We start from the raw sequence: 18,250 nt of genomic DNA, 5'->3' as shown, positions 1-18,250 counted from the left end.
GAAATACTTTAAACTACTCCGCCTTATCCAGGTCATCAAGATAAATTTGTAAAGCAATACACAAGTTAAAATTTTGTTAACACCAATATTTGGATCACACTCCATCCACTTGCGATTTTTTTGGAATTTAAATTTAGAATTTTCAATCTATGCCAGTCAAAGTAGGAGACACAGCCCCCGATTTCACATTACCTTCCCAAAATGGTACATCAGTAAGCCTCAATAATTTTCGCGGCAAACCGGTCGTCCTGTACTTTTACCCCAAAGACGACACACCAGGATGTACAACTGAATCTTGTGCCTTTCGCGACCAATACGAGGTTTTTAAAACAGCAGGTGCAGAAGTTATCGGTGTGAGTGGCGACTCACCCGAATCTCACCAGAAATTTGCCGCCAAGTACCAGTTGCCTTTTCCTCTTTTAAGCGATAAAGGCGACCAAGTGCGGAAGCAATACGGCGCAACAGCAGCCTTTGGTTTGTTCCCTGGTCGTGTGACTTATGTCATTGACTCACAGGGAACTGTGCGGTATGTCTTCGACTCAATGTTTAACTTCAAAGGTCACGTTGAGGAAGCACTCAAAACGTTGCAACAACTGCAAACAGCCTAAGCTGAAGGCTGTTTAATCGGTCAAAATGCAGTAAGCGCTAAAGCGCTTTAGCGCTTACTACGAACTTTTCAAATCAAAATTGATAGACGACTACACCTTATTCTGGAAAGACTTCTCCGGCATTGGAACATAACCATTGGCTGTTTTGCCATTCTTGCCGTTTGTATGACCATTGGGATGACGAGGTTGAATCACACCATAACCGCCGTGATTACGTTCGTAAATGACATTGATTTCGCCTGTTTCAGCATTGAGGAACATATAAAAGTCGTGTCCCACCAATTGCAGATGTTCTAAAGCTTCTGCCATAGTCATGGGTGGCATAGCAAAATATTTGCAGCGGACAACTTCTTCAGGCAGTTCCGGAGTGCGATCGCCAATTAAATCTGTCACGACTGTCGGTTGGACAATTCCTTCGATTGTCTCTTGGGCGTGTGTTTTCTTGTCTTGACGCCGTTCTTTATATTTACGCAGCCGACGGGCAATTTTGTCTGCCACCAAGTCTATGCTTGCGTATAGGTTCTCGCTACTCTCTTCCGCGCGGATGACACTGCCATTGGCATAAATAGTGACTTCAGCCGCCTGCTTGGGATTAATTCGGGGATTCCTAGCTACGCTTAGATGCACATCCACTTCATTTGTGATGTTTTGATAATGATTTACTGCTTTTTCAATCTTTTGATGCACGTAATCCCTAATTGCGTCAGTGATGTCAATATTTTTGCCGTGGATGACAAGCTTCATGTAAACTCTCCCGCTCAATGTATGTGAATTTGAGTTGTGATGACAAGGAATTGCGGTAAGGTCTATCGCTGCCGCCAGAACCAATCTTAAACGGATTTAGACTTACTGCTGGTATGACGTCTACCCTAAGCCCACCGAAACTGAATTTTTGCGCGTTTAGCCTGTATTTACCTACGACGAACCCCTGCTGTGATTCCAATTGCTTTTCAAGCAATTGGATGTCCACGCAGACATCGTAAGTTATCTCCTTGGTGGAGGCTTAATCGTTTTTCCTAAAATACACAAGTCTTTTTGCAATTCTTATCTTGTATTTTATGTCAACCATTGTTTAGGCGTCATCAGCCAGTGTATTCGTTTCTCGTTGTTTGGCATGACGGCTTTTGCAGAGAATTCCTCCCAACACCATTGAGGTTATATATATTCAAAACTAGCACCTTGTATTTTGGAAAACCAATTCCCTTGACTTTCCTTTAAAATCCTTTGCATAGCTTGACATTTTTTGACTCCTATTGGTCATATGAGATACATTTTCCTCTCTCTTGCAGTTGAGTTTTTCCTTTATCCGTAGTATGTCTTTACATCAGCGCCGATGTTTGTTACATAACCTAGAATTGAAACCATACACAGATGCGCTTATGTGGCAGCGCACTCTCCTAGGCGATCGCATCAACGACCCTAGCCTAGAGGACATACTGATATTGTTAGAACATCCGCCTGTCTACACTTTGGGACAAGGAGCAAGTTCAGAATTTCTGAAATTTGACCATACTAACTCCATCTATGAAGTACATCGAGTTGAACGAGGCGGGGAAGTCACATACCATTGTCCTGGTCAACTGGTTGGGTATCCAATTTTAAATTTGCAACGTTACCGTAAAGACCTCCACTGGTACTTGCGTCAATTAGAAGAAGTATTAATTCGTACACTAAAAGCTTACGGATTACAGGGAGAACGCAACCCTGGTTTCACGGGTGTTTGGTTAGAAGGGCGTAAAGTCGCTGCGATCGGGATTAAAGTCAGCCGTTGGATTACCATGCACGGCTTTGCATTAAATGTCTGTCCTGACATGATAGGATTTGAGCGTATTGTACCCTGTGGTATTACTGATAAGCCTGTAGGCAGTTTAGCTCAATGGATTCCTGACATCACTTGCTTAGAAGTACGCTCTCATGTAGCACAGTGCTTTGCAGAAGTTTTTGATGTCGAACTGGTAACTGATGGTGCTGTTAATAGTTGACAAGCACAAGAGAGTGGCATTTCAGGCGTCAGGGTAACTCTAGAGTGTGCCACAATAGCGAAACAGAAGTAACTACTAAATCTAGTTAGGAGTTCTCATTGTGGAGTCCCGATACAACCCAGCAGCAATTGAGGAAAAATGGCAAAAAACATGGACTGAACAAGGCCTAGATAAAACTGTTACAGATAGCAGTCAGCCAAAATACTACGCCTTGTCCATGTTCCCCTATCCTTCGGGCAGCCTGCACATGGGTCACGTCCGTAATTATACGATTACTGATGTGATTGCCCGCCTCAAACGGATGCAAGGGTATCGGGTACTGCATCCTATGGGTTGGGATGCCTTTGGCTTACCGGCAGAAAACGCCGCAATTGACCGAGGCGTTCCGCCATCGAAGTGGACTTATGAAAATATCGCCCAGATGCGGCAGCAATTAAAGCGTCTTGGCTTTTCTATCGATTGGGATTGCGAAGTTGCCACGTGTTCGCCAGACTATTACAAGTGGACGCAGTGGATTTTCTTACAGTTTTTTAAAGCGGGGTTAGCTTACCAAAGAGAAGCTGCTGTGAACTGGGACCCTGTTGACCAAACTGTCGTGGCAAATGAGCAAGTTGATAGCGAAGGACGTTCTTGGCGCAGTGGTGCTAAAGTTGAACGTAAACTCCTGCGGCAGTGGTTCTTTAAAATTACCGACTATGCCGAAGAATTATTGAATGACCTCGACAAGTTAACAGGTTGGCCTGAACGCGTCAAGTTGATGCAGGCAAACTGGATTGGTAAATCAACAGGGGCGTACTTGGAATTCCCTGTTGTTGGGATGGAAGAAAAAATTGGCGTGTACACCACTCGCCCAGATACGGTTTATGGCGTTAGCTACGTCGTGTTAGCGCCAGAACATCCCTTGACAAAGCGCGTCACGACACCAGAACGGGAAGCAGCGGTGGAAGCTTTTATTCAAGAGGTTTCCAATCAAAGCGAGTTGGAACGTACCGCTGAAGATAAACCCAAACGTGGTATCCCGACTGGCGGTAAGGCAATTAACCCGTTTACTGGAGAAGAAATTCCCATCTGGATTGCTGATTACGTCCTGTATGAATACGGTACGGGTGCGGTGATGGGGGTTCCGGCACATGACGCACGGGATTTTAAGTTTGCCAAGGAACAGAATCTGCCTATTAAAGTCGTGATTGTGCCACCCGATAATGTAGAGAAGTTGCATGCAACTTCTCTACAACAGGCATACACAGAACCGGGAATTGTGATGAATTCCGGTCAATTCGATGGAATGGCTTCCACAGATGCCAAGCAAGCCATAGTAGAATATGCTGAAAAACAAGGTTTTGGTAAAGCGCGGGTACAGTATCGCTTGCGGGATTGGTTGATTTCGCGGCAAAGATACTGGGGCGCGCCCATCCCAGTGATTCGCTGCCCTAACTGTGGCGTGGTGCCAGTTCCAGACGAAGATTTGCCTGTGCAGTTGCCCGAAAATGTCCAATTCAGCGGACGTGGACCTTCGCCTTTGGCTAAGTTGGAAAACTGGGTGAATGTTCCTTGCCCAACTTGCGGCACTGGGGCAAAGCGGGAAACCGATACGATGGACACCTTTATTGATTCCTCGTGGTATTTCTTGCGCTTTACCGATGCTAAGAATGAGCAACAAGTTTTTAACCCTGCGAAAACAAATGACTGGATGCCAGTGGATCAGTACGTGGGTGGGATTGAACACGCGATTTTACACTTGTTGTATTCCCGGTTCTTTACTAAGGTACTGCGCGATCGCGGTTTGTTAAATTTTGACGAACCTTTCCAACGCCTGTTGACTCAGGGAATGGTGCAGGGTTTAACTTATATGAATCCTAACAAGTCTGGAAAAGATAAATGGATTCCTTCCTATCTCGTCACCAATCCAGATGAGCCTCGCGATCCGCAAACAGGTGAAGTGTTGCAACGCCTTTACGCTACCATGTCTAAGTCTAAGGGCAACGGTGTCGCGCCAGAAGATGTGATTAAGAAATACGGTGTAGACACTGCCCGGATGTTCATCCTGTTCAAAGCGCCGCCAGAAAAAGACCTCGAATGGGATGAGGCTGACGTAGAAGGGCAATTCCGCTTCTTAAACCGCGTTTGGCGATTGGTGACAGATTTCGCTGCCCAGCCAAGAGTAGCCCGCAATCAGCAAGGACAACTGAATAAAGCGCAAAAAGACTTGCGTCGGGCGGTTCATATTGCTATCAAAGAAGTCACAGAAGACGTAGAAGGCGAATATCAATTCAACACGGCTGTGTCTGAATTGATGAAGTTGAGTAACGCCTTGGCTGAAGCTAGCTGCAAAGATTCAGCGATTTATGTAGAAGGCATTCGCACTTTGGTAGTGTTGCTGGCACCTTTGGCACCTCACATTGCTGAAGAATTGTGGCATCAATTGGGTAACAGCGAATCAGTCCACAAACAAGCTTGGCCTAAGTATAATGAATCTGCTTTGGTCGCTGATGAAATCACTTTGGTGATTCAAGTCAACGGCAAAAAACGTGCGGATCTTCAAGTGCCGGCACAAGCAGATAAAGCAGAGTTGGAAAGGTATGCCCGTGAGTCAGAAGTTGCCCAGCGCCACCTTGAAGGCAAGGAAATTAAAAAGGTGATTGTGGTTCCAGGGAAGTTAGTGAATTTTGTGGTTGGTTAAAGGGTTTTTTCTGACTGACAACATGAAGAAAAGGAAGAAGGTTCTTGTTGCCTTCTTCTTTTTGGTTGTTAATTCTTCCAATAGTATGATTAATGGATATTTAGAACCACAGATGCACACAGATGTAGGCGTAAGCCGTGCCGTAGGCTACACAGATTAAATTATCTGTGTGTATCTGTGTTCATCTGTGGTTTCATCAAGTCTTGCTCTCACCTTTGAAAGCCCTTAGCTGGCTGCTTTTGACTCTTTCCTTTGGGCTTTGATTTGCTAACTTCTACCATAGCTTCTTGGAATAAATTGTGCAGATGTATTGGCACGCTAGCAATATCTGGTAACTCTGGCTCTATAGATTTGTTGTATTCTTGCAAGAGTGTATCTAAGTCATTTTGAAGCTGAAATTCTGGACGTTGAAGAAACGTTTGCAGGACTTTTTCTAACTGTGTTGGATACTGTTGAGCTAACCGCTGCCAAATGAATGCATTAATACTTTTGTCTTCAAGATAGAAACGAATAACTTTTTCAGCACCTTCTACACTTTGCCAATCTTCTGCTTCTAAAATTGCTTTTACTTTACTATATGTTGGGAGAAACATTTGTCCCCAACGAGGGTGGGATAGAGTTGTTACCTGTTCGGCTTTTTTGAGTTCAGCAGGCAAATCAACTTTTGGCGTTACCATTTTGCTGGTGCCATTTTTATTGTTAAATATTTGCGAAACTGCTTGGGAGTCAGTACCAAGTTCTTCTGCAACTGCTTTGATTTCTTCTTCTCCAAGACCAACTTCTTGTGCCACTTCTCCTAGTGATTTTGAAGCATCAATACCTGCTTCTTCCAAGCGTTTTTTCGTTAAAATTTCTTGGAATTCGGCAATCTTTTTGTTAAGTTGATATCCTGGCATTGTAACTTCATCACTGCCAAAAAACTCCACAAACTGTTGATGATAGAGTTCTACAGACTGCCAAGCTTCCTCTAGCAATTGTGGAGCATCACCATAAAGATGGTCTTTGTAATTGTCTTTAAAATTACCAATTGCTACTGCTAGTTTTGGTTTGCCCAATTTACCCATTTGTGTGTAGGGACCGGAAAATGTCCAGTAGCTGTCAGTCACAGGAGAAATGCGAGTCAGTAAAATTTCTCCTTCTTTCAACCGAGACATTTCCTGGAGTTTTTGGGCGTTGCCCTGCTTGACAATGTAGTGTTTGTCTGTCAGCCAGTTCCTCAATTCAAAACCATCGGGTAAGATTTTTGTAATAGCAAATAAGGCAAGAAAAGTGCGATGCCAACTTTTGATTAGTTTGCGATCACTCTCTGACAACTCTTGATGGCTTTGGATAAACAAATCCAATGGTGATAAATCGCAGACTTGCCCTTCTGTGATAAATGAGTCAATAATCAGTTCTTGTTGAAAATTATCACCGTTTCCACGACGTGACTTCACAGCAGCATAGCTTTCCAGTGCTTGTGCAAGTTCGCCTTCAGCATCATAGACAAAATCAGTGAGGTCTTGTTTAAGTTCGTGCGATCGCTCTAATATGGCATCCACAAGTTCATCTCTCAGACGCAACAGTTGTAGGTTAGACGTTTGGAGAGATTTTCTGCATCTGGCTATTGCAGGATATCTTTGATCATTTACTTATCAATATTTGGTTGACAGACTACCTGGCAGGTAGCATAGAATTTGTACCCTTTCACACAAAAAGAACGCGATCGCTATGGGCATGACCCTCGTAGAAAAAATTTTGGCAAAAGCCTCCGGTCGGTCGATGGTCGAACCAGGGGAAAATATCTGGGTTAATGTTGATGTTTTGATGACACACGATGTTTGTGGACCGGGAACCATCGGCGTTTTCAAACGCGAGTTTGGTGCTGATGCCAAAGTCTGGGACTCCGAAAAAATCGTGTTAATTCCCGACCATTATATTTTCACTGCCGATGAACGAGCTAACCGCAACGTTGATATCTTACGTGATTTTGCTAAAGAACAAGGTATAAAATACTTTTACGATATTACTGACCGCGCCAACTTTAAAGCCAACCCAGAGTATAAAGGTGTTTGCCACATCGCCTTAGCCCAAGAAGGTCACACCCGCCCAGGTGAAGTCTTATTTGGTACTGACTCCCACACTTGTAACGCTGGCGCTTTCGGTCAATTTGCCACAGGTATCGGTAACACAGACGCTGGCTTCATCATGGGAACTGGCAAGCTATTAATTAAAGTTCCCGCCACCATGCGCTTTGTGTTGGATGGCGAAATGCCTCCTTACCTGTTGGCAAAAGACCTGATTTTGCAAATTATTGGCGATATCAGCGTCGCTGGGGCAACCTATCGGACAATGGAATTTACAGGCGTTGCCGTCGAACGAATGACGATGGAAGAACGGATGACCCTGTGCAACATGGTCATTGAAGCTGGCGGCAAAAATGGTACTATTGCTCCTGATGAAACCACATTTGAGTATTTAAGAGGACGTACCAACAAACCTTTTGAGCCAGTATACACAGACTCCGATGCCAACTTCTACAGCGAGCATCGCTATGATGTCTCCAAATTAGAACCAGTTGTTGCCAAACCCCACTCCCCCGATAATCGCGCTTTAGCACGAGAATGTAGAGATGTCAAGATTAACCGAGTTTATATAGGTTCCTGCACAGGCGGCAAAACAGAGGACTTTTTCCATGCAGCACAAGTTCTTAAAGGTCGCAAGGTGAAGGTTCCTACCTACATAGTCCCTGCTACCCAAAAAGTCTACGAAGACCTGTTTAAACTCAAGTACGAAGAGCAAACCCTCTCGGAAATTTTCTTAGACGCTGGTTGCATTGAACCTGCCGCGCCTTCCTGCGCCGCTTGCTTAGGTGGTCCTAAAGACACTTTTGGGCGGATGAATGAGCCAGAAATCTGCGTTTCCACCACGAACCGCAACTTCCCCGGACGGATGGGGCATAAAGAAGCGGGAATTTATCTCGCTTCCCCCTATACCGCCGCAGCTTCCGCACTCACTGGGTATGTGACAGATCCGCGTGAGTTTTTGAGTTAATTAGAAATGAAACACAGATAAACACAGATAAACACCGATAAAATCTGTGTAGCCTACGGCACGGCTTACGTCTACATCGGTGTTCATCTGTGGTTAAAAATCCAAAATCTAAAATCCAAAATCTAAAATCCAAAATTGCCCAGATGATTATTCTCGTAATGGGTGTCTCTGGTTCTGGCAAGTCTACCATCGGGCAACTGTTGGCGGACTCTTTGCACTGGGAATTCTCTGATGCTGACTCTTTCCACTCAGCAGAGAATATTGAAAAGATGCGGCACGGTATTCCCCTAAATGATTTAGATAGGATGCCTTGGCTACTGGCGTTGCAACAGGCAATACAACAGTGGTTGCAAGAGAATAAAAATATGGTATTGGCGTGTTCTGCACTCAAAGCCAGCTATCGCCAGGTTCTGGTTTTGGATGAGGAACGAGTCAAGCTGGTTTACTTGAAGGGAGCATTTGAGTTAATTCAAAAGCGGCTGCAAATGCGTCAGAGCCACTTCATGTCCAAAAAACTTCTTAAAAGTCAGTTTGATGCCCTTGAGGAGCCATCTGGTGCAATTACAGCGGATATTTTCGCTCCACCGGAGGTTGTTGTGCAGCAGATTAGAACAGCTTTGGGGATTTAGGTGAGTTGATGGGAGAAGTTTCATAACGGCTATGCTGAGAAAACGGCAAGACAGAAGATGGTCAATTCCAATCATGACTGGTGGCAAAACTGCAGAAGCAATTAATCAGTTCGCGCTCAGATCGAACTCTCCAGACTAAACCAATAGCTCGTTCAAATGTCCAATCAGATATTGGCACAAAGGTAATTCCCGGCAAATTGTGCCATTCAGACATAATTGTGACTCCCAATCCAGCCGCAACTAGTGAAATAACCCAGTCATCACTTTCTGCGCGGTAGACGATTTGCCGATTAATCCCAAATGATTCACATATTTGTTTAGTTTTCGGCTGCAATCTACAATGTATCCGGTCAATATAAGGTTGTCCATTTAGCTCGCAAAGACGAATCGACTTTCGTTGGGCAAAGGAATGCGAGTTAGCAACGGCAAGAGATACACGCTGACGGAACAAAACAAGCGAATTTTCTGGCGATTCTGTTCCATCCAATTCCGCCATCAGCAAATCAACTTCTCCCTCCTCCAACCTTTGGTGAAGCTCAAGTTGATTACCATCAAGCAATTCAATGACTACATTCGGATACTGTTGCCGAAACTCTCCAATTAACTTAGCAAAACTACCAATCCTAATTGTTCGTAGTAAACCCAATCGCAAAATAGGTCGAGTTTGAAAGCCTTTCAATTCTTTGAGTACAGACTGATACTCTATCAAAATCATTTGGGCTTTTTTAAAGAAAAATTGCCCTGCTGGCGTTAGCACAGCCCTACGTCCACCGCGCTCAAACAGTGTCACACCCAATTCTTGCTCTAGTTTTTTGATACCAGCAGACAAAGAAGGTTGCGAAACCATGAGACGTTCAGCGGCTTTTGTGAAACCTCCAGTTTCCACAATTCCAAGAAAATATCGGATTTGGTAAATATCCATAGAACTTATCTATGAGTTTGATTACTAAAATAGTCTTGCTCTATCGACTAATTTCTTTGATTATGCAGTAAGTCAAACTCATGCAATCAATAAAGAGGAAATAATCTAATGCGAAAGCTTTATGATTTCACGCTATCTGGCAACTGTCACAAAGTTCGGCTTATGCTGTCAATACTTAACCTTGAGTATGAATCAATACTAGTACATCTCAGGGAATTTGAGCAAAAGTCGCCAGAATATCTAAAGCTTAATCCATTGGGTCAAGTTCCAGTGCTAGTTGATGGAGACACTGTAATTCGGGATGCTCAAGCAATCTTAGTATATTTGGCACGCCACTATAGCAAAGAAGATTGGCTACCTACTGAAGCGGAAGCCATGAGTAAAGTTATGCAATGGCTATTCACCGCAGCCTGTGATATTCAACAGGGAATTGTCGCTACAAGGGCTTATCACCTCTTTGGTAGACAGGTTGATATCGAATTAGCGACACAGAAAGCGCACGACACTCTCAAAAGCATCAACGAACACTTAGTAGGAAAACAGTGGCTGGAACTTGAGCGTCCCTCCATAGCAGATATCGCCTGTTTCCCCTACATTGGACTAGTCGGCGATGCGAAAATTTCGCTCCTTGATTACCCGAATGTCGCCGCTTGGATTGAGCGCGTGAAGCAATTACCTGGGTATGTTGGAATGCCCGGTTTATAGCCACAATTTACCAATGTGTACCTAATACCAACAAGTATGAACTACCCGCCCCTACTTGGTGGAGGGGCTGGTTTCTACATCCCGTCCAATAGAAGGCATTCACCCAGCTCTAATCCCCCGCTATCCTACCGCACCCTGCCTCCACTTCGTTCTGGCTGAGGGTCGGGACAACCGCGATTTGTTCTTGTGCAGCAACCACGTGAGCGTACAGACGCAGCAATTGTTTGTCTTTAAAGCTCCTCCACTCGCAGTTGAGTATCTGCATTTTTCCAAGCGGTTTCAAACTGGCTTTGAACCCATTGAGCATCAGATGTTCTTCGTTGCGCTTTTAAGCTTTCACGCAGGCCAAACAGTGAACGTCCGTTCCGAAGGTTTCGTTGCAGATCCTCACGAAAAACTTTTTCAGCTTCTTTGTACTCATGATTCAACAAGAGGGCACCGCCAAGTGACTCTCTGACAGGGAAAAACCAATATATCAAGTCAGGTGCGTTAACGATGGCGTAACGCACCCAACCGTCTCACGCTCTTTTAGTTCTAGAGAGCGTTAAACAAAGTCCGGAACATAACACGGCGCTGGCGATAGAAGCAATCAGCACAACCCAGAGCGCATTATTAACAAACGTCATAGTCCTTACCTCAGTTCTGTGTTTCTATCAAGTTCTTCAAGTGCAGAATCAAGTGCTAAGTACAGCTTTGCATTAATTCGTGGTGTTTTAATTTGTAGTAAGTGCTTTAGCACTCTTCGTGCTGACTACGAACGATATGCATCATCTTCATTTCGTTACCAACTTTTGCAATCCTGTGCTTAGTTGTCTTGATTCAAGGTGTGGGTCTGTTTTGCAGTGATTAGCAAAGCAATGGCAATGAGTAGTTTGATTGGCAAGGGTGCAAAAGCCAGGCTTAAAAAAAGTAAGAACAAGGCAATCAATTTAACCACCAGCCGCTCTATTTCATCTGCAATATTTGCACTGATGTAGAGAGAAGCTATGGCAAGTCCTAGGCTGATTAATGAAGTAACAAACATGACAATTACTTGGTGGCTTTCACACTTTTAGATTGCAATTAGCTTCAAGGCAAACTGTTACCGTACACTGAACAGGAGTGATGTCGCAAAGCGCCGCGCCCAAAGGGCGATCTCGCGTTAAGAACGGCGGGTAAATTCGCTCAGAGTAGGTCAATTTTTCGTAGCTACTCCTGTCTACTCTGTGTTGATGATATGCAAGCTCCTTAAAGCTTGACGAATTTCTCATTTTATGAACGAATATCTACAACAAAAGCAGTCCTCCTGCTTCTAGGTTTTTCTAAAGGGAACTGTACACGTTCTTAGTCTCTAAAACTTGTTCTCTGGTTTAGGATGCGACCAGTTTAAGTTGTTAATAGTGACAAAATCGGGACAAAAAAGTGACAAAGCAGAGCAAATGCATTTAAATCTGGCAGTAGTAATGAGGCAGGATGAGGTAAGGCACACATATTACTGGAGATTGGAAAAAATGATTAAATTAATCTTGCTAAACAGACTAATCAGAACTTCGTCAGTATCCCTTATGCTAGATTTATATATCAGTTGAAATACAAAGCTGAGTGATTCGGAATTACCTGAATACTTAATGGGTAATTGTACACATTACTTGCTTTTTTCTTGGTTTAGATCCAATTCCTGATTCTTACCCAGGAGTAAATCATCAATTCAGTGGCAAGAGAATCAAACGAGTTTTTTACAGTTCACAAAATGGAACCATTATATATGCAGAGGTGCATAGTTATTACAACATTTCGGCGATTCTTCAACCGAGAATGTCAACCAATTGTGGAGGCAAAAGACAGTGAAGATTATCTTCCCGCCTTATTGCCGTGCTGATATCCTAGATTCCTGTGCTACTCCCTAAGTTGATGGGAGGCAAGAAAAGCTTCCACTTCAGCGGCGGTGGGTTGGGAGGCGATCGCACCTGCTTTCATTGTCGTTAATGCCCCCGATGCACTTGCATATGTCACAATTCTTTTCACTGTCGCCGAATCGTTTAAGCTGTGGATACCATGAGTGAGCAACTGGTGGATGAACCCAGCAACAAAGCTATCCCCTGCACCAGTTGTGTCAACGACGGGAACGGAAAAGGCAGGTAATTTGCCTTCATTTTCGCCAAGGCAATAAGCGCAACCGTTTTCCCCATCTGTGACTAACACGCCTTCAACGGAATCAAGGCGGTAAGTGATTGCCCCAGGGTCTGCGGTATCAAATAGCCATTCGGCTTCTTCTTTTGAGAGTTTGAGAAAATCTACTTGCTTAAATAATTCTTGAATCTTTTGTGGAGCGATGTCAGGATTTGTCCAAAACACAGGACGCCAGTTAACATCCATCAAAATTTTGATATCGTACTGTTCTGCTAGCTTCAGAGCACGGTGTATTGCCTGTCCACTTTCAGGATAAGCGAGTTCCAAAGTACCTAAAACGAGAAAATCGGCTGTGTCAAATAATTTATTTGGTAATTTATCGGCTTTGAGGCGTGTATCAGCAAATTCCGTGGTGTCATAGTCTTTAAACCCGGCAAAAGTGCGATCGCCCTCAAGGGAACGCACAACATTTACTTGCCGCGTTGGGGAAGTAGGATGGCGCTGTACTCCAGTTGTATCCACACCTACTTCTTGTAATAGCTTTACCAGTTCATTGCCTGGTGCATCCTCACCTACACAGCCGATAAATGCCGCTGGTGTCCCCAGCTTCACCAAAGCACAGGCGACGTTGGCAGGTGCTCCCCCAGGGTAGGCAGTCCACGACTCAACTTCTTCTAACCTTCGCCCCAGTTGATTGGCTAAACGGTCGAATAAAATTTCACCCAGGCACAAAACACGGGGATTGCTCATTGAATTTCAGATTTTGGATTAGGAATTGCCAGTATAAAATCTACAATAATTTCTGGTACTATGTCGGCAGTCGTTCATACAATTAAATAGCAATTTTTAGGACCCAAATCAGCCGTGGATATTGCTGCGTACGGCTTATTTTTCATCAGAAAAAGTTCTGTTGTTATCTTATATTAAAGTTTTAATTCATACAGCATCTGTTAACTTATATTACCGTTTTAGGGCTGCTATGGAGTATAAGGGTGTGAGGGATATTTTCAATTTTCAATCTTGATTCTTCTTTTTTCCACGACAGTCACACCCCAGTGGCTACCTTCCTCTCCTACTCCGTAAACTCTATTTCTTCTAACTTCTTACAAAAAGAGTATTTATGCTTAGATTTGAAACACCTACCCACAAAAGAATCTTCTAGAATGAGAAAGAGCAATTAAGTACATATACTAAGGAGGATAAAATAACTCTATGGCTGGTGGCGAGTCTCAGACCCCCGTTAGTCTGTCAGACAGAGAACTGCAAATTATCGACTTAGTGGCCGCTGGCTTAACTAACCAAGAAATTGCAGCTAAACTGGAAATCAGCAAGCGTACAGTTGATAACCATATCAGCAATATTCTCACCAAGACCGGTACTGATAATCGAGTGGCTCTTGTCCGGTGGGCTTTGCACTGGGGCAAAGTCTGCTTGAATGATGTAAATTGCTGTCCTTTGCCTCTGCCTGACCAGAACAAATCGATAAATTGTTAGCATACTGCCAAGCTCATTTGACCGAATAGTTATTGTTCTCCTCCTCACAACTTACGTATAAGTGTAAACCTCTCAAAATCAAGCATCACAGAGTACTGGATTATACGTCTTGGGTAGAGGTTGTGTTTCCTCGGATCTTAGATTATTGATGTTTCCTCTTGGAAATCATTGTAACAGTACGCATGAGGATACTAGTAGCGCGACAGAAGGCTCAACCCAGCGCCTTTTAGGGTTCAACCATAAAGCATAGAAACCCTGGTTTCTCAGCTTTCAAGACGGAAGAACCTAGTCGCAGCTATGTCTCCTTAGGAAAATTTTGCCTTTAATAAATTCAAATAGCCCCAATAATCAACAAAATTTAGCAACAATCTAGGGGCTGAAACGCTACATTGAGAAGAAAGATATATTGCTCCATCTACTTGGGGAGCAGTGTTGCAATGAATACTTCTGCTTCTGCTCAAGGTAGCTCGTCTGCCTTTAACTTTTTGAGTTCTGATTTTATAGCACCTCAGCCCACACAAGATGCTGATTTACTTAGGCATCTCTCGTTTATTCCAGGGTTGAAAGAAATTTTGATGCTGCGGCAGGTTCATGCGCTAGAACACGCTACAGTTTGGGTTCTTAGTGCATCAAAAAATGTCCATGCTCCGACACGAACCCCTAGCAATTTTCAAATTGACAACGAACTCTTAGGCGGTTTGTCTACGGAGCAGGGATTCTATCTCTATGGTGAAGTGAATATCAGCGATTTGCGACGTGCAGTCACACTTGCCCTGCATCGCCTTACTGACGGAGAATGGGATTTGGCAGTGCATCCCCGTTGTGGGACAAATGTATCAGTAGCAATGGTGCTGACAGCTGGACTAGCAGTGGGAATGCATCTGCTGCTACCACGAGGACCCATTGAGCAACTAATAGGTTTGGGGTTGGCAGCGACAACAGCAGCTGAATTAGCCCCTGACATTGGTATTTTGGCACAGCGTTACCTCACAACATCCATTCCCTTCAACCTAAAAATTGAAAATATTACACGTACGCGAGACCTTTGCGGACGACAAGCGTATTTTATCCAGGTGCAGTGGCGGGAATAAGAGGAATGGGGGAACTGAAGGGAGATGAGGGAGATAAATATATTAACCCCACTTCCCCCACTCCAGATTGTAAAATTATGTGCTGGTGTGTTAAGTACTCTCTCCTTATATGTCTTTAGACCCTGATTTTGCTCCTAAACTGCGTGCTTCGGCTGACCGATTGTTCTCCGTGTTGGAAAAATTCACCTCTGCACGGGTGCTCGTCATCGGAGATTTAACTCTAGATGAGTTTCTTACTGGTCAGGTGGAAAGAATTTCTCGGGAAGCACCAGTGTTAATTCTCCGCCATGAAACCACCAAGCAAGTGCCAGGAGGTGGGGCGAATGCAATTTACAACTTTGCTCGACTGGGAGCAAAAGTTTTAGCGGTGGGGCTTTTAGGCAAAGATGAACAGGGAAGGGCACTACGTAGTCACCTGGAAGCTGCTCAAATCAATACTGATGGTATTTTTGTTGACTCCAATCGCCCAACAGTAACTAAAACGCGGATTTCTGGTCATTCCCGTCAATCGGTGACTCAGCAGATTGTTCGCTTAGACCGAAAATCGGACGATTTGCCAGACTTGGATTTGCAAGTGCAGTTGTCTCAATATATTAAAGAACAAATTAATTCCGTAGATGCCGTGGTATGTTCTGACTACGGAGATGGAACTCTAACTCAGGCTGTCATTTCGGCGGCGCTGTCTGCTTCCCGAACAATTGTGGATGCCCAAAAGCATCTGGAACGGTATCGTGGGGCAACGTTATTTACTCCAAATTTGCCGGAAGCAGAACTTGCCGTGGGTTATGCAATTACTGATGAGGCTACTTTAACTCAAGCAGGGCAAGACTTACTGGCATTGACACACGCGCAGCATATCTTAATTACTCGTGGCGAGCAAGGGATGACTTTGTTTGACCGCGAAGGGAGTGAATATCACATCCCAGCTTTTAATCAGACTAAGGTGTTTGATGTGACAGGTGCTGGAGACACTGTGGTAGCAGCTTTAACTTTGGGTTTAACTGCTGGGGCGTCGGCTTGGGAAGCAGCAATTTTGGGTAATTTAGCGGCTAGTATTGTCGTGCGACAATTTGGCACGACAACGACTACGCCCCAAGAAATGAGGGTGGCGTTGCAACGGTTGTTGGAGGAAAGTTAACGAACTGCACCAGGTGCTAAGGACACTAGACTTCTTGCAAAAATACGATTTATGAATTTTTTGAACCACAGATGTAGGCGTAAGCCGTGCCGTAGCCTACACAGATGAACACCGATATTTATCTGTGTTCATCTGTGTCCATCTGTGGTTTAATTTCAAAAAATTGACTTTTGCAACAGTTCTACTTAACATCTGCCAATACGACCTCGGTATGGAGCATCAGGATGAGGCTTGACAATGGGATTCCATCCTTCTATCACGTTTATATAGTAGCGATGCAATCCCGATGAGCGATAGTCTGATTTTCTGTAGGTACGGGAATTGTATAGTCAGCATTCTCTAACCCTGCGTTGTGTTGGGTAAGAATCTGCATGAGTGCGAAAACTGTCTGCATTCCGAAAAAGTTTAAAAACCGGACTGATGGAAGATAGCCATCCAAGTCGTTTTTCCTCCCGTGGCTCAAGCCACAAGGTTTCTTATGAAAATGCCAAGCACACTGGAGAAGTTTTGATGAAAAGGTGGGTTAAAGGACATCTGTTGTTATTGCTGACAATGCTCACAAGCATAATAGTTTTTACCAAGTCCCCTAGCAAAAACCCCAATGAGCAATCTGAGATCTGGCTGGCGGCATGGCAAACGAGGCAATTTCCGGCTCGATTCTTCCAAAAAACAGATTTTGAGCATGAGTCAACTGATTTGATTGCTAATGTTCTCTACCAAAGCTTACCTGGTTTATACAAGTCAATGGCACCGAGTGGAGCTAACGGTGCAAACATCCATTGGCAAGGCAATCAGGCAGAGAATTGGTATATCGAAGGGCAGCGGTATGGCGAAGAACTGGTGATTGGTGGGCTGATAAAAAATGATCCAAAAGCTATCGAAGCGGGATTCAAGATGTTTGATTGGGGATTTGCCCACCAAGCAGAAGACGGAAGTTTCCTCTTAACTGGCGATTCTTTCCACAGCACTTCTTTCTTTGTGCAAGCAGTTGCTCACACTCTTCTGGTGATACAGCAATCTCCTCAGTCAGAAAAGTACGCCAAGGAAGTAGCCCACTATACACCCTTGGTACATCGCGCTGCCCAATGGATGATTTCGCCGGCTGTCTGGGAAAAAGGAATCACACACAACAAACCATACACCCATCGCCGCTACTTAGTTGCTACAGCTTTAGGACTTACAGGCAAACTAACTGATGACCCAGAACTCATTAACTACGCCCGTCAGTCAATTGAAGACGGTTTATCGCTACAACAAAAAGACGGTGTTAACCCAGAAAAAGGTGGCTACGACACTAGTTATCAGATGGTCGGTGTGGTTTATGCTCAACGGTGGGTTATCTACTTTCCTAAGGACTCTCTAACACCTAGAGTCAAAGCGATGATAGATAAGGCACTCTCTTGGGAGAAGACTAAAATCTTACCTTCGGGAGAAATCAGCAGCGAGGGGAATACCCGCACCGCAGGACAAGAAACTGGAAGAAGTCGTAAGGTTAAAAAGGTAGACTTCAAATCAGCTATCCGTGGATTTGCTTACTGGGCATCTGTGACTGGTGACAAAAAGTGGGAAGCGATCGCTCGTCGAGTAGCACAATATTACCATAATGTTGCTTTAAAAAGTTAGTTAAAAGGTAAGTTTAATACTTATCTTTGAGTACATATTCAGCAAAATCACTAATTGACAAAAGCAATACTATCTTGATCTGCTACGAATGCTCAGGACTCCTGATGTTTTGCCTCAAGTTTGTCACTTTTTTGTCCAGAGTTTGTCACCTTTTCATGCCTAAACTTACTTACGGAAAACTAACTAGAAGTGTCTCAGTTCAGACAGTATTGGTCACTGCTATGGCTTACGTAATT

17 protein-coding genes are annotated in these 18,250 nt (G+C 44.1%); 10 read left to right on the top strand and 7 right to left on the bottom strand.

What is annotated here, in order from left to right; translation table 11 throughout:
* Positions 1–149: 149 nt before the first annotated feature.
* Positions 150–608: a peroxiredoxin gene (locus MAS10914_RS0112210; RefSeq protein ID WP_017316222.1), complete on the top strand. Its 459-nt coding sequence runs from the start codon at positions 150–152 to the stop codon at positions 606–608.
* Between the two features lie 90 nt (positions 609–698).
* Here MAS10914_RS0112210 and hpf read toward each other — a convergent pair whose 3' ends face one another.
* Positions 699–1,352, bottom strand: coding sequence for a ribosome hibernation-promoting factor, HPF/YfiA family (gene hpf / locus MAS10914_RS0112205; RefSeq protein WP_017316221.1), 654 nt, complete (start codon positions 1,350–1,352; stop codon positions 699–701).
* Between the two features lie 569 nt (positions 1,353–1,921).
* Between hpf and lipB the strand changes: the two genes are divergently transcribed.
* Positions 1,922–2,590 carry a lipoyl(octanoyl) transferase LipB gene (gene lipB / locus MAS10914_RS0112200; RefSeq protein ID WP_017316220.1) on the top strand — a complete coding sequence of 223 codons (669 nt, stop codon included), beginning with the start codon at positions 1,922–1,924 and terminating at the stop codon, positions 2,588–2,590.
* A 100-nt stretch (positions 2,591–2,690) separates the two neighbouring features.
* Entirely contained in the window at positions 2,691–5,270 is a 2,580-nt protein-coding gene (gene leuS, locus MAS10914_RS0112195; protein ID WP_017316219.1) for a leucine--tRNA ligase, read from the top strand.
* Between the two features lie 209 nt (positions 5,271–5,479).
* Here leuS and MAS10914_RS0112185 read toward each other — a convergent pair whose 3' ends face one another.
* On the bottom strand, positions 5,480–6,811 hold the full coding sequence (locus tag MAS10914_RS0112185) for a hypothetical protein (RefSeq protein ID WP_026082511.1): 1,332 nt from the start codon (positions 6,809–6,811) through the stop codon (positions 5,480–5,482).
* Between the two features lie 169 nt (positions 6,812–6,980).
* Between MAS10914_RS0112185 and MAS10914_RS0112180 the strand changes: the two genes are divergently transcribed.
* Positions 6,981–8,303 carry a 3-isopropylmalate dehydratase large subunit gene (locus MAS10914_RS0112180; protein WP_017316216.1) on the top strand — a complete coding sequence of 441 codons (1,323 nt, stop codon included), beginning with the start codon at positions 6,981–6,983 and terminating at the stop codon, positions 8,301–8,303.
* A 143-nt stretch (positions 8,304–8,446) separates the two neighbouring features.
* Positions 8,447–8,932, top strand: a complete 486-nt coding sequence (locus MAS10914_RS0112175) for a gluconokinase (protein WP_026082510.1) — start codon at positions 8,447–8,449, stop codon at positions 8,930–8,932.
* Positions 8,933–8,993: 61 nt separating this feature from the next.
* On the opposite strand, the gene MAS10914_RS0112170 is transcribed toward MAS10914_RS0112175, so the two are convergent.
* The gene (locus tag MAS10914_RS0112170; protein ID WP_017316214.1) at positions 8,994–9,854 is read right to left on the bottom strand and encodes a LysR family transcriptional regulator; all 861 of its coding nucleotides are present in this window, start codon (positions 9,852–9,854) and stop codon (positions 8,994–8,996) included.
* A 108-nt stretch (positions 9,855–9,962) separates the two neighbouring features.
* Here MAS10914_RS0112170 and MAS10914_RS0112165 point away from each other — a divergent pair, with 108 nt between their 5' ends.
* Entirely contained in the window at positions 9,963–10,559 is a 597-nt protein-coding gene (locus MAS10914_RS0112165; protein ID WP_017316213.1) for a glutathione S-transferase family protein, read from the top strand.
* A 230-nt stretch (positions 10,560–10,789) separates the two neighbouring features.
* Here the strand turns inward: MAS10914_RS0112165 and MAS10914_RS0112160 are convergent, their stop codons facing one another.
* From MAS10914_RS0112160 to MAS10914_RS0112150, 3 genes are all read right to left on the bottom strand, one after another.
* Positions 10,790–11,068, bottom strand: coding sequence for a hypothetical protein (locus MAS10914_RS0112160; protein ID WP_017316212.1), 279 nt, complete (start codon positions 11,066–11,068; stop codon positions 10,790–10,792).
* A gap of 296 nt (positions 11,069–11,364) precedes the next feature.
* Complete coding sequence (locus tag MAS10914_RS0112155) at positions 11,365–11,583, bottom strand: hypothetical protein (RefSeq protein ID WP_017316211.1); 219 nt, start codon at positions 11,581–11,583, stop codon at positions 11,365–11,367.
* Between the two features lie 851 nt (positions 11,584–12,434).
* Complete coding sequence (locus MAS10914_RS0112150) at positions 12,435–13,418, bottom strand: carbohydrate kinase family protein (RefSeq protein ID WP_017316210.1); 984 nt, start codon at positions 13,416–13,418, stop codon at positions 12,435–12,437.
* Between the two features lie 462 nt (positions 13,419–13,880).
* On the opposite strand from MAS10914_RS0112150, the gene pedR reads away from it, so the two are divergent.
* The 3 genes from pedR (at position 13,881) to rfaE1 (ending at position 16,391) form a co-directional block, all read left to right on the top strand.
* Complete coding sequence (gene pedR, locus MAS10914_RS0112145) at positions 13,881–14,162, top strand: photosynthetic electron transport-dependent transcriptional regulator PedR (protein ID WP_017316209.1); 282 nt, start codon at positions 13,881–13,883, stop codon at positions 14,160–14,162.
* 437 nt (positions 14,163–14,599) lie between these two features.
* Positions 14,600–15,253 (top strand): DUF6391 domain-containing protein, encoded by a 654-nt coding sequence (locus MAS10914_RS0112140; protein ID WP_017316208.1) that lies wholly within the window; start codon positions 14,600–14,602, stop codon positions 15,251–15,253.
* A gap of 109 nt (positions 15,254–15,362) precedes the next feature.
* On the top strand, positions 15,363–16,391 hold the full coding sequence (gene rfaE1, locus MAS10914_RS0112135; protein WP_017316207.1) for a D-glycero-beta-D-manno-heptose-7-phosphate kinase: 1,029 nt from the start codon (positions 15,363–15,365) through the stop codon (positions 16,389–16,391).
* Positions 16,392–16,653: 262 nt separating this feature from the next.
* Here the strand turns inward: rfaE1 and MAS10914_RS36160 are convergent, their stop codons facing one another.
* A complete protein-coding gene (locus MAS10914_RS36160; protein ID WP_269635051.1) occupies positions 16,654–16,785 on the bottom strand; it encodes a hypothetical protein in 132 nt (43 codons plus the stop codon).
* A 26-nt stretch (positions 16,786–16,811) separates the two neighbouring features.
* Here MAS10914_RS36160 and MAS10914_RS0112130 point away from each other — a divergent pair, with 26 nt between their 5' ends.
* The gene (locus tag MAS10914_RS0112130) at positions 16,812–18,014 is read left to right on the top strand and encodes a hypothetical protein (RefSeq protein WP_017316206.1); all 1,203 of its coding nucleotides are present in this window, start codon (positions 16,812–16,814) and stop codon (positions 18,012–18,014) included.
* Positions 18,015–18,250 lie beyond the last annotated feature (236 nt).

Origin of the sequence: Mastigocladopsis repens PCC 10914 (genome assembly GCF_000315565.1) — a bacterium.
In the GTDB taxonomy this organism is placed as follows: domain Bacteria; phylum Cyanobacteriota; class Cyanobacteriia; order Cyanobacteriales; family Nostocaceae; genus Mastigocladopsis; species Mastigocladopsis repens.
Note: the sequence above shows the minus strand (reverse complement) of the source record. Positions and strands in the feature narration are given on the sequence as shown.

What these genes read in the sequence shown, in the direction of transcription:
- MAS10914_RS0112130 (WP_017316206.1), top strand. Translation starts at nt 16,812, where the DNA reads ATGGAAGATAGCCATCCAAGTCGTTTTTCCTCCCGTGGCTCAAGCCAC.
- MAS10914_RS0112140 (WP_017316208.1), top strand. Translation starts at nt 14,600, where the DNA reads ATGAATACTTCTGCTTCTGCTCAAGGTAGCTCGTCTGCCTTTAACTTT.
- MAS10914_RS36160 (WP_269635051.1), bottom strand. Translation starts at nt 16,785, where the DNA reads ATGCAGACAGTTTTCGCACTCATGCAGATTCTTACCCAACACAACGCA.
- MAS10914_RS0112210 (WP_017316222.1), top strand. Translation starts at nt 150, where the DNA reads ATGCCAGTCAAAGTAGGAGACACAGCCCCCGATTTCACATTACCTTCC.
- MAS10914_RS0112165 (WP_017316213.1), top strand. Translation starts at nt 9,963, where the DNA reads ATGCGAAAGCTTTATGATTTCACGCTATCTGGCAACTGTCACAAAGTT.
- MAS10914_RS0112170 (WP_017316214.1), bottom strand. Translation starts at nt 9,854, where the DNA reads ATGGATATTTACCAAATCCGATATTTTCTTGGAATTGTGGAAACTGGA.
- MAS10914_RS0112180 (WP_017316216.1), top strand. Translation starts at nt 6,981, where the DNA reads ATGGGCATGACCCTCGTAGAAAAAATTTTGGCAAAAGCCTCCGGTCGG.
- MAS10914_RS0112175 (WP_026082510.1), top strand. Translation starts at nt 8,447, where the DNA reads ATGATTATTCTCGTAATGGGTGTCTCTGGTTCTGGCAAGTCTACCATC.
- hpf (WP_017316221.1), bottom strand. Translation starts at nt 1,352, where the DNA reads ATGAAGCTTGTCATCCACGGCAAAAATATTGACATCACTGACGCAATT.
- rfaE1 (WP_017316207.1), top strand. Translation starts at nt 15,363, where the DNA reads ATGTCTTTAGACCCTGATTTTGCTCCTAAACTGCGTGCTTCGGCTGAC.
- MAS10914_RS0112155 (WP_017316211.1), bottom strand. Translation starts at nt 11,583, where the DNA reads ATGTTTGTTACTTCATTAATCAGCCTAGGACTTGCCATAGCTTCTCTC.
- MAS10914_RS0112150 (WP_017316210.1), bottom strand. Translation starts at nt 13,418, where the DNA reads ATGAGCAATCCCCGTGTTTTGTGCCTGGGTGAAATTTTATTCGACCGT.
- lipB (WP_017316220.1), top strand. Translation starts at nt 1,922, where the DNA reads ATGTCTTTACATCAGCGCCGATGTTTGTTACATAACCTAGAATTGAAA.
- pedR (WP_017316209.1), top strand. Translation starts at nt 13,881, where the DNA reads ATGGCTGGTGGCGAGTCTCAGACCCCCGTTAGTCTGTCAGACAGAGAA.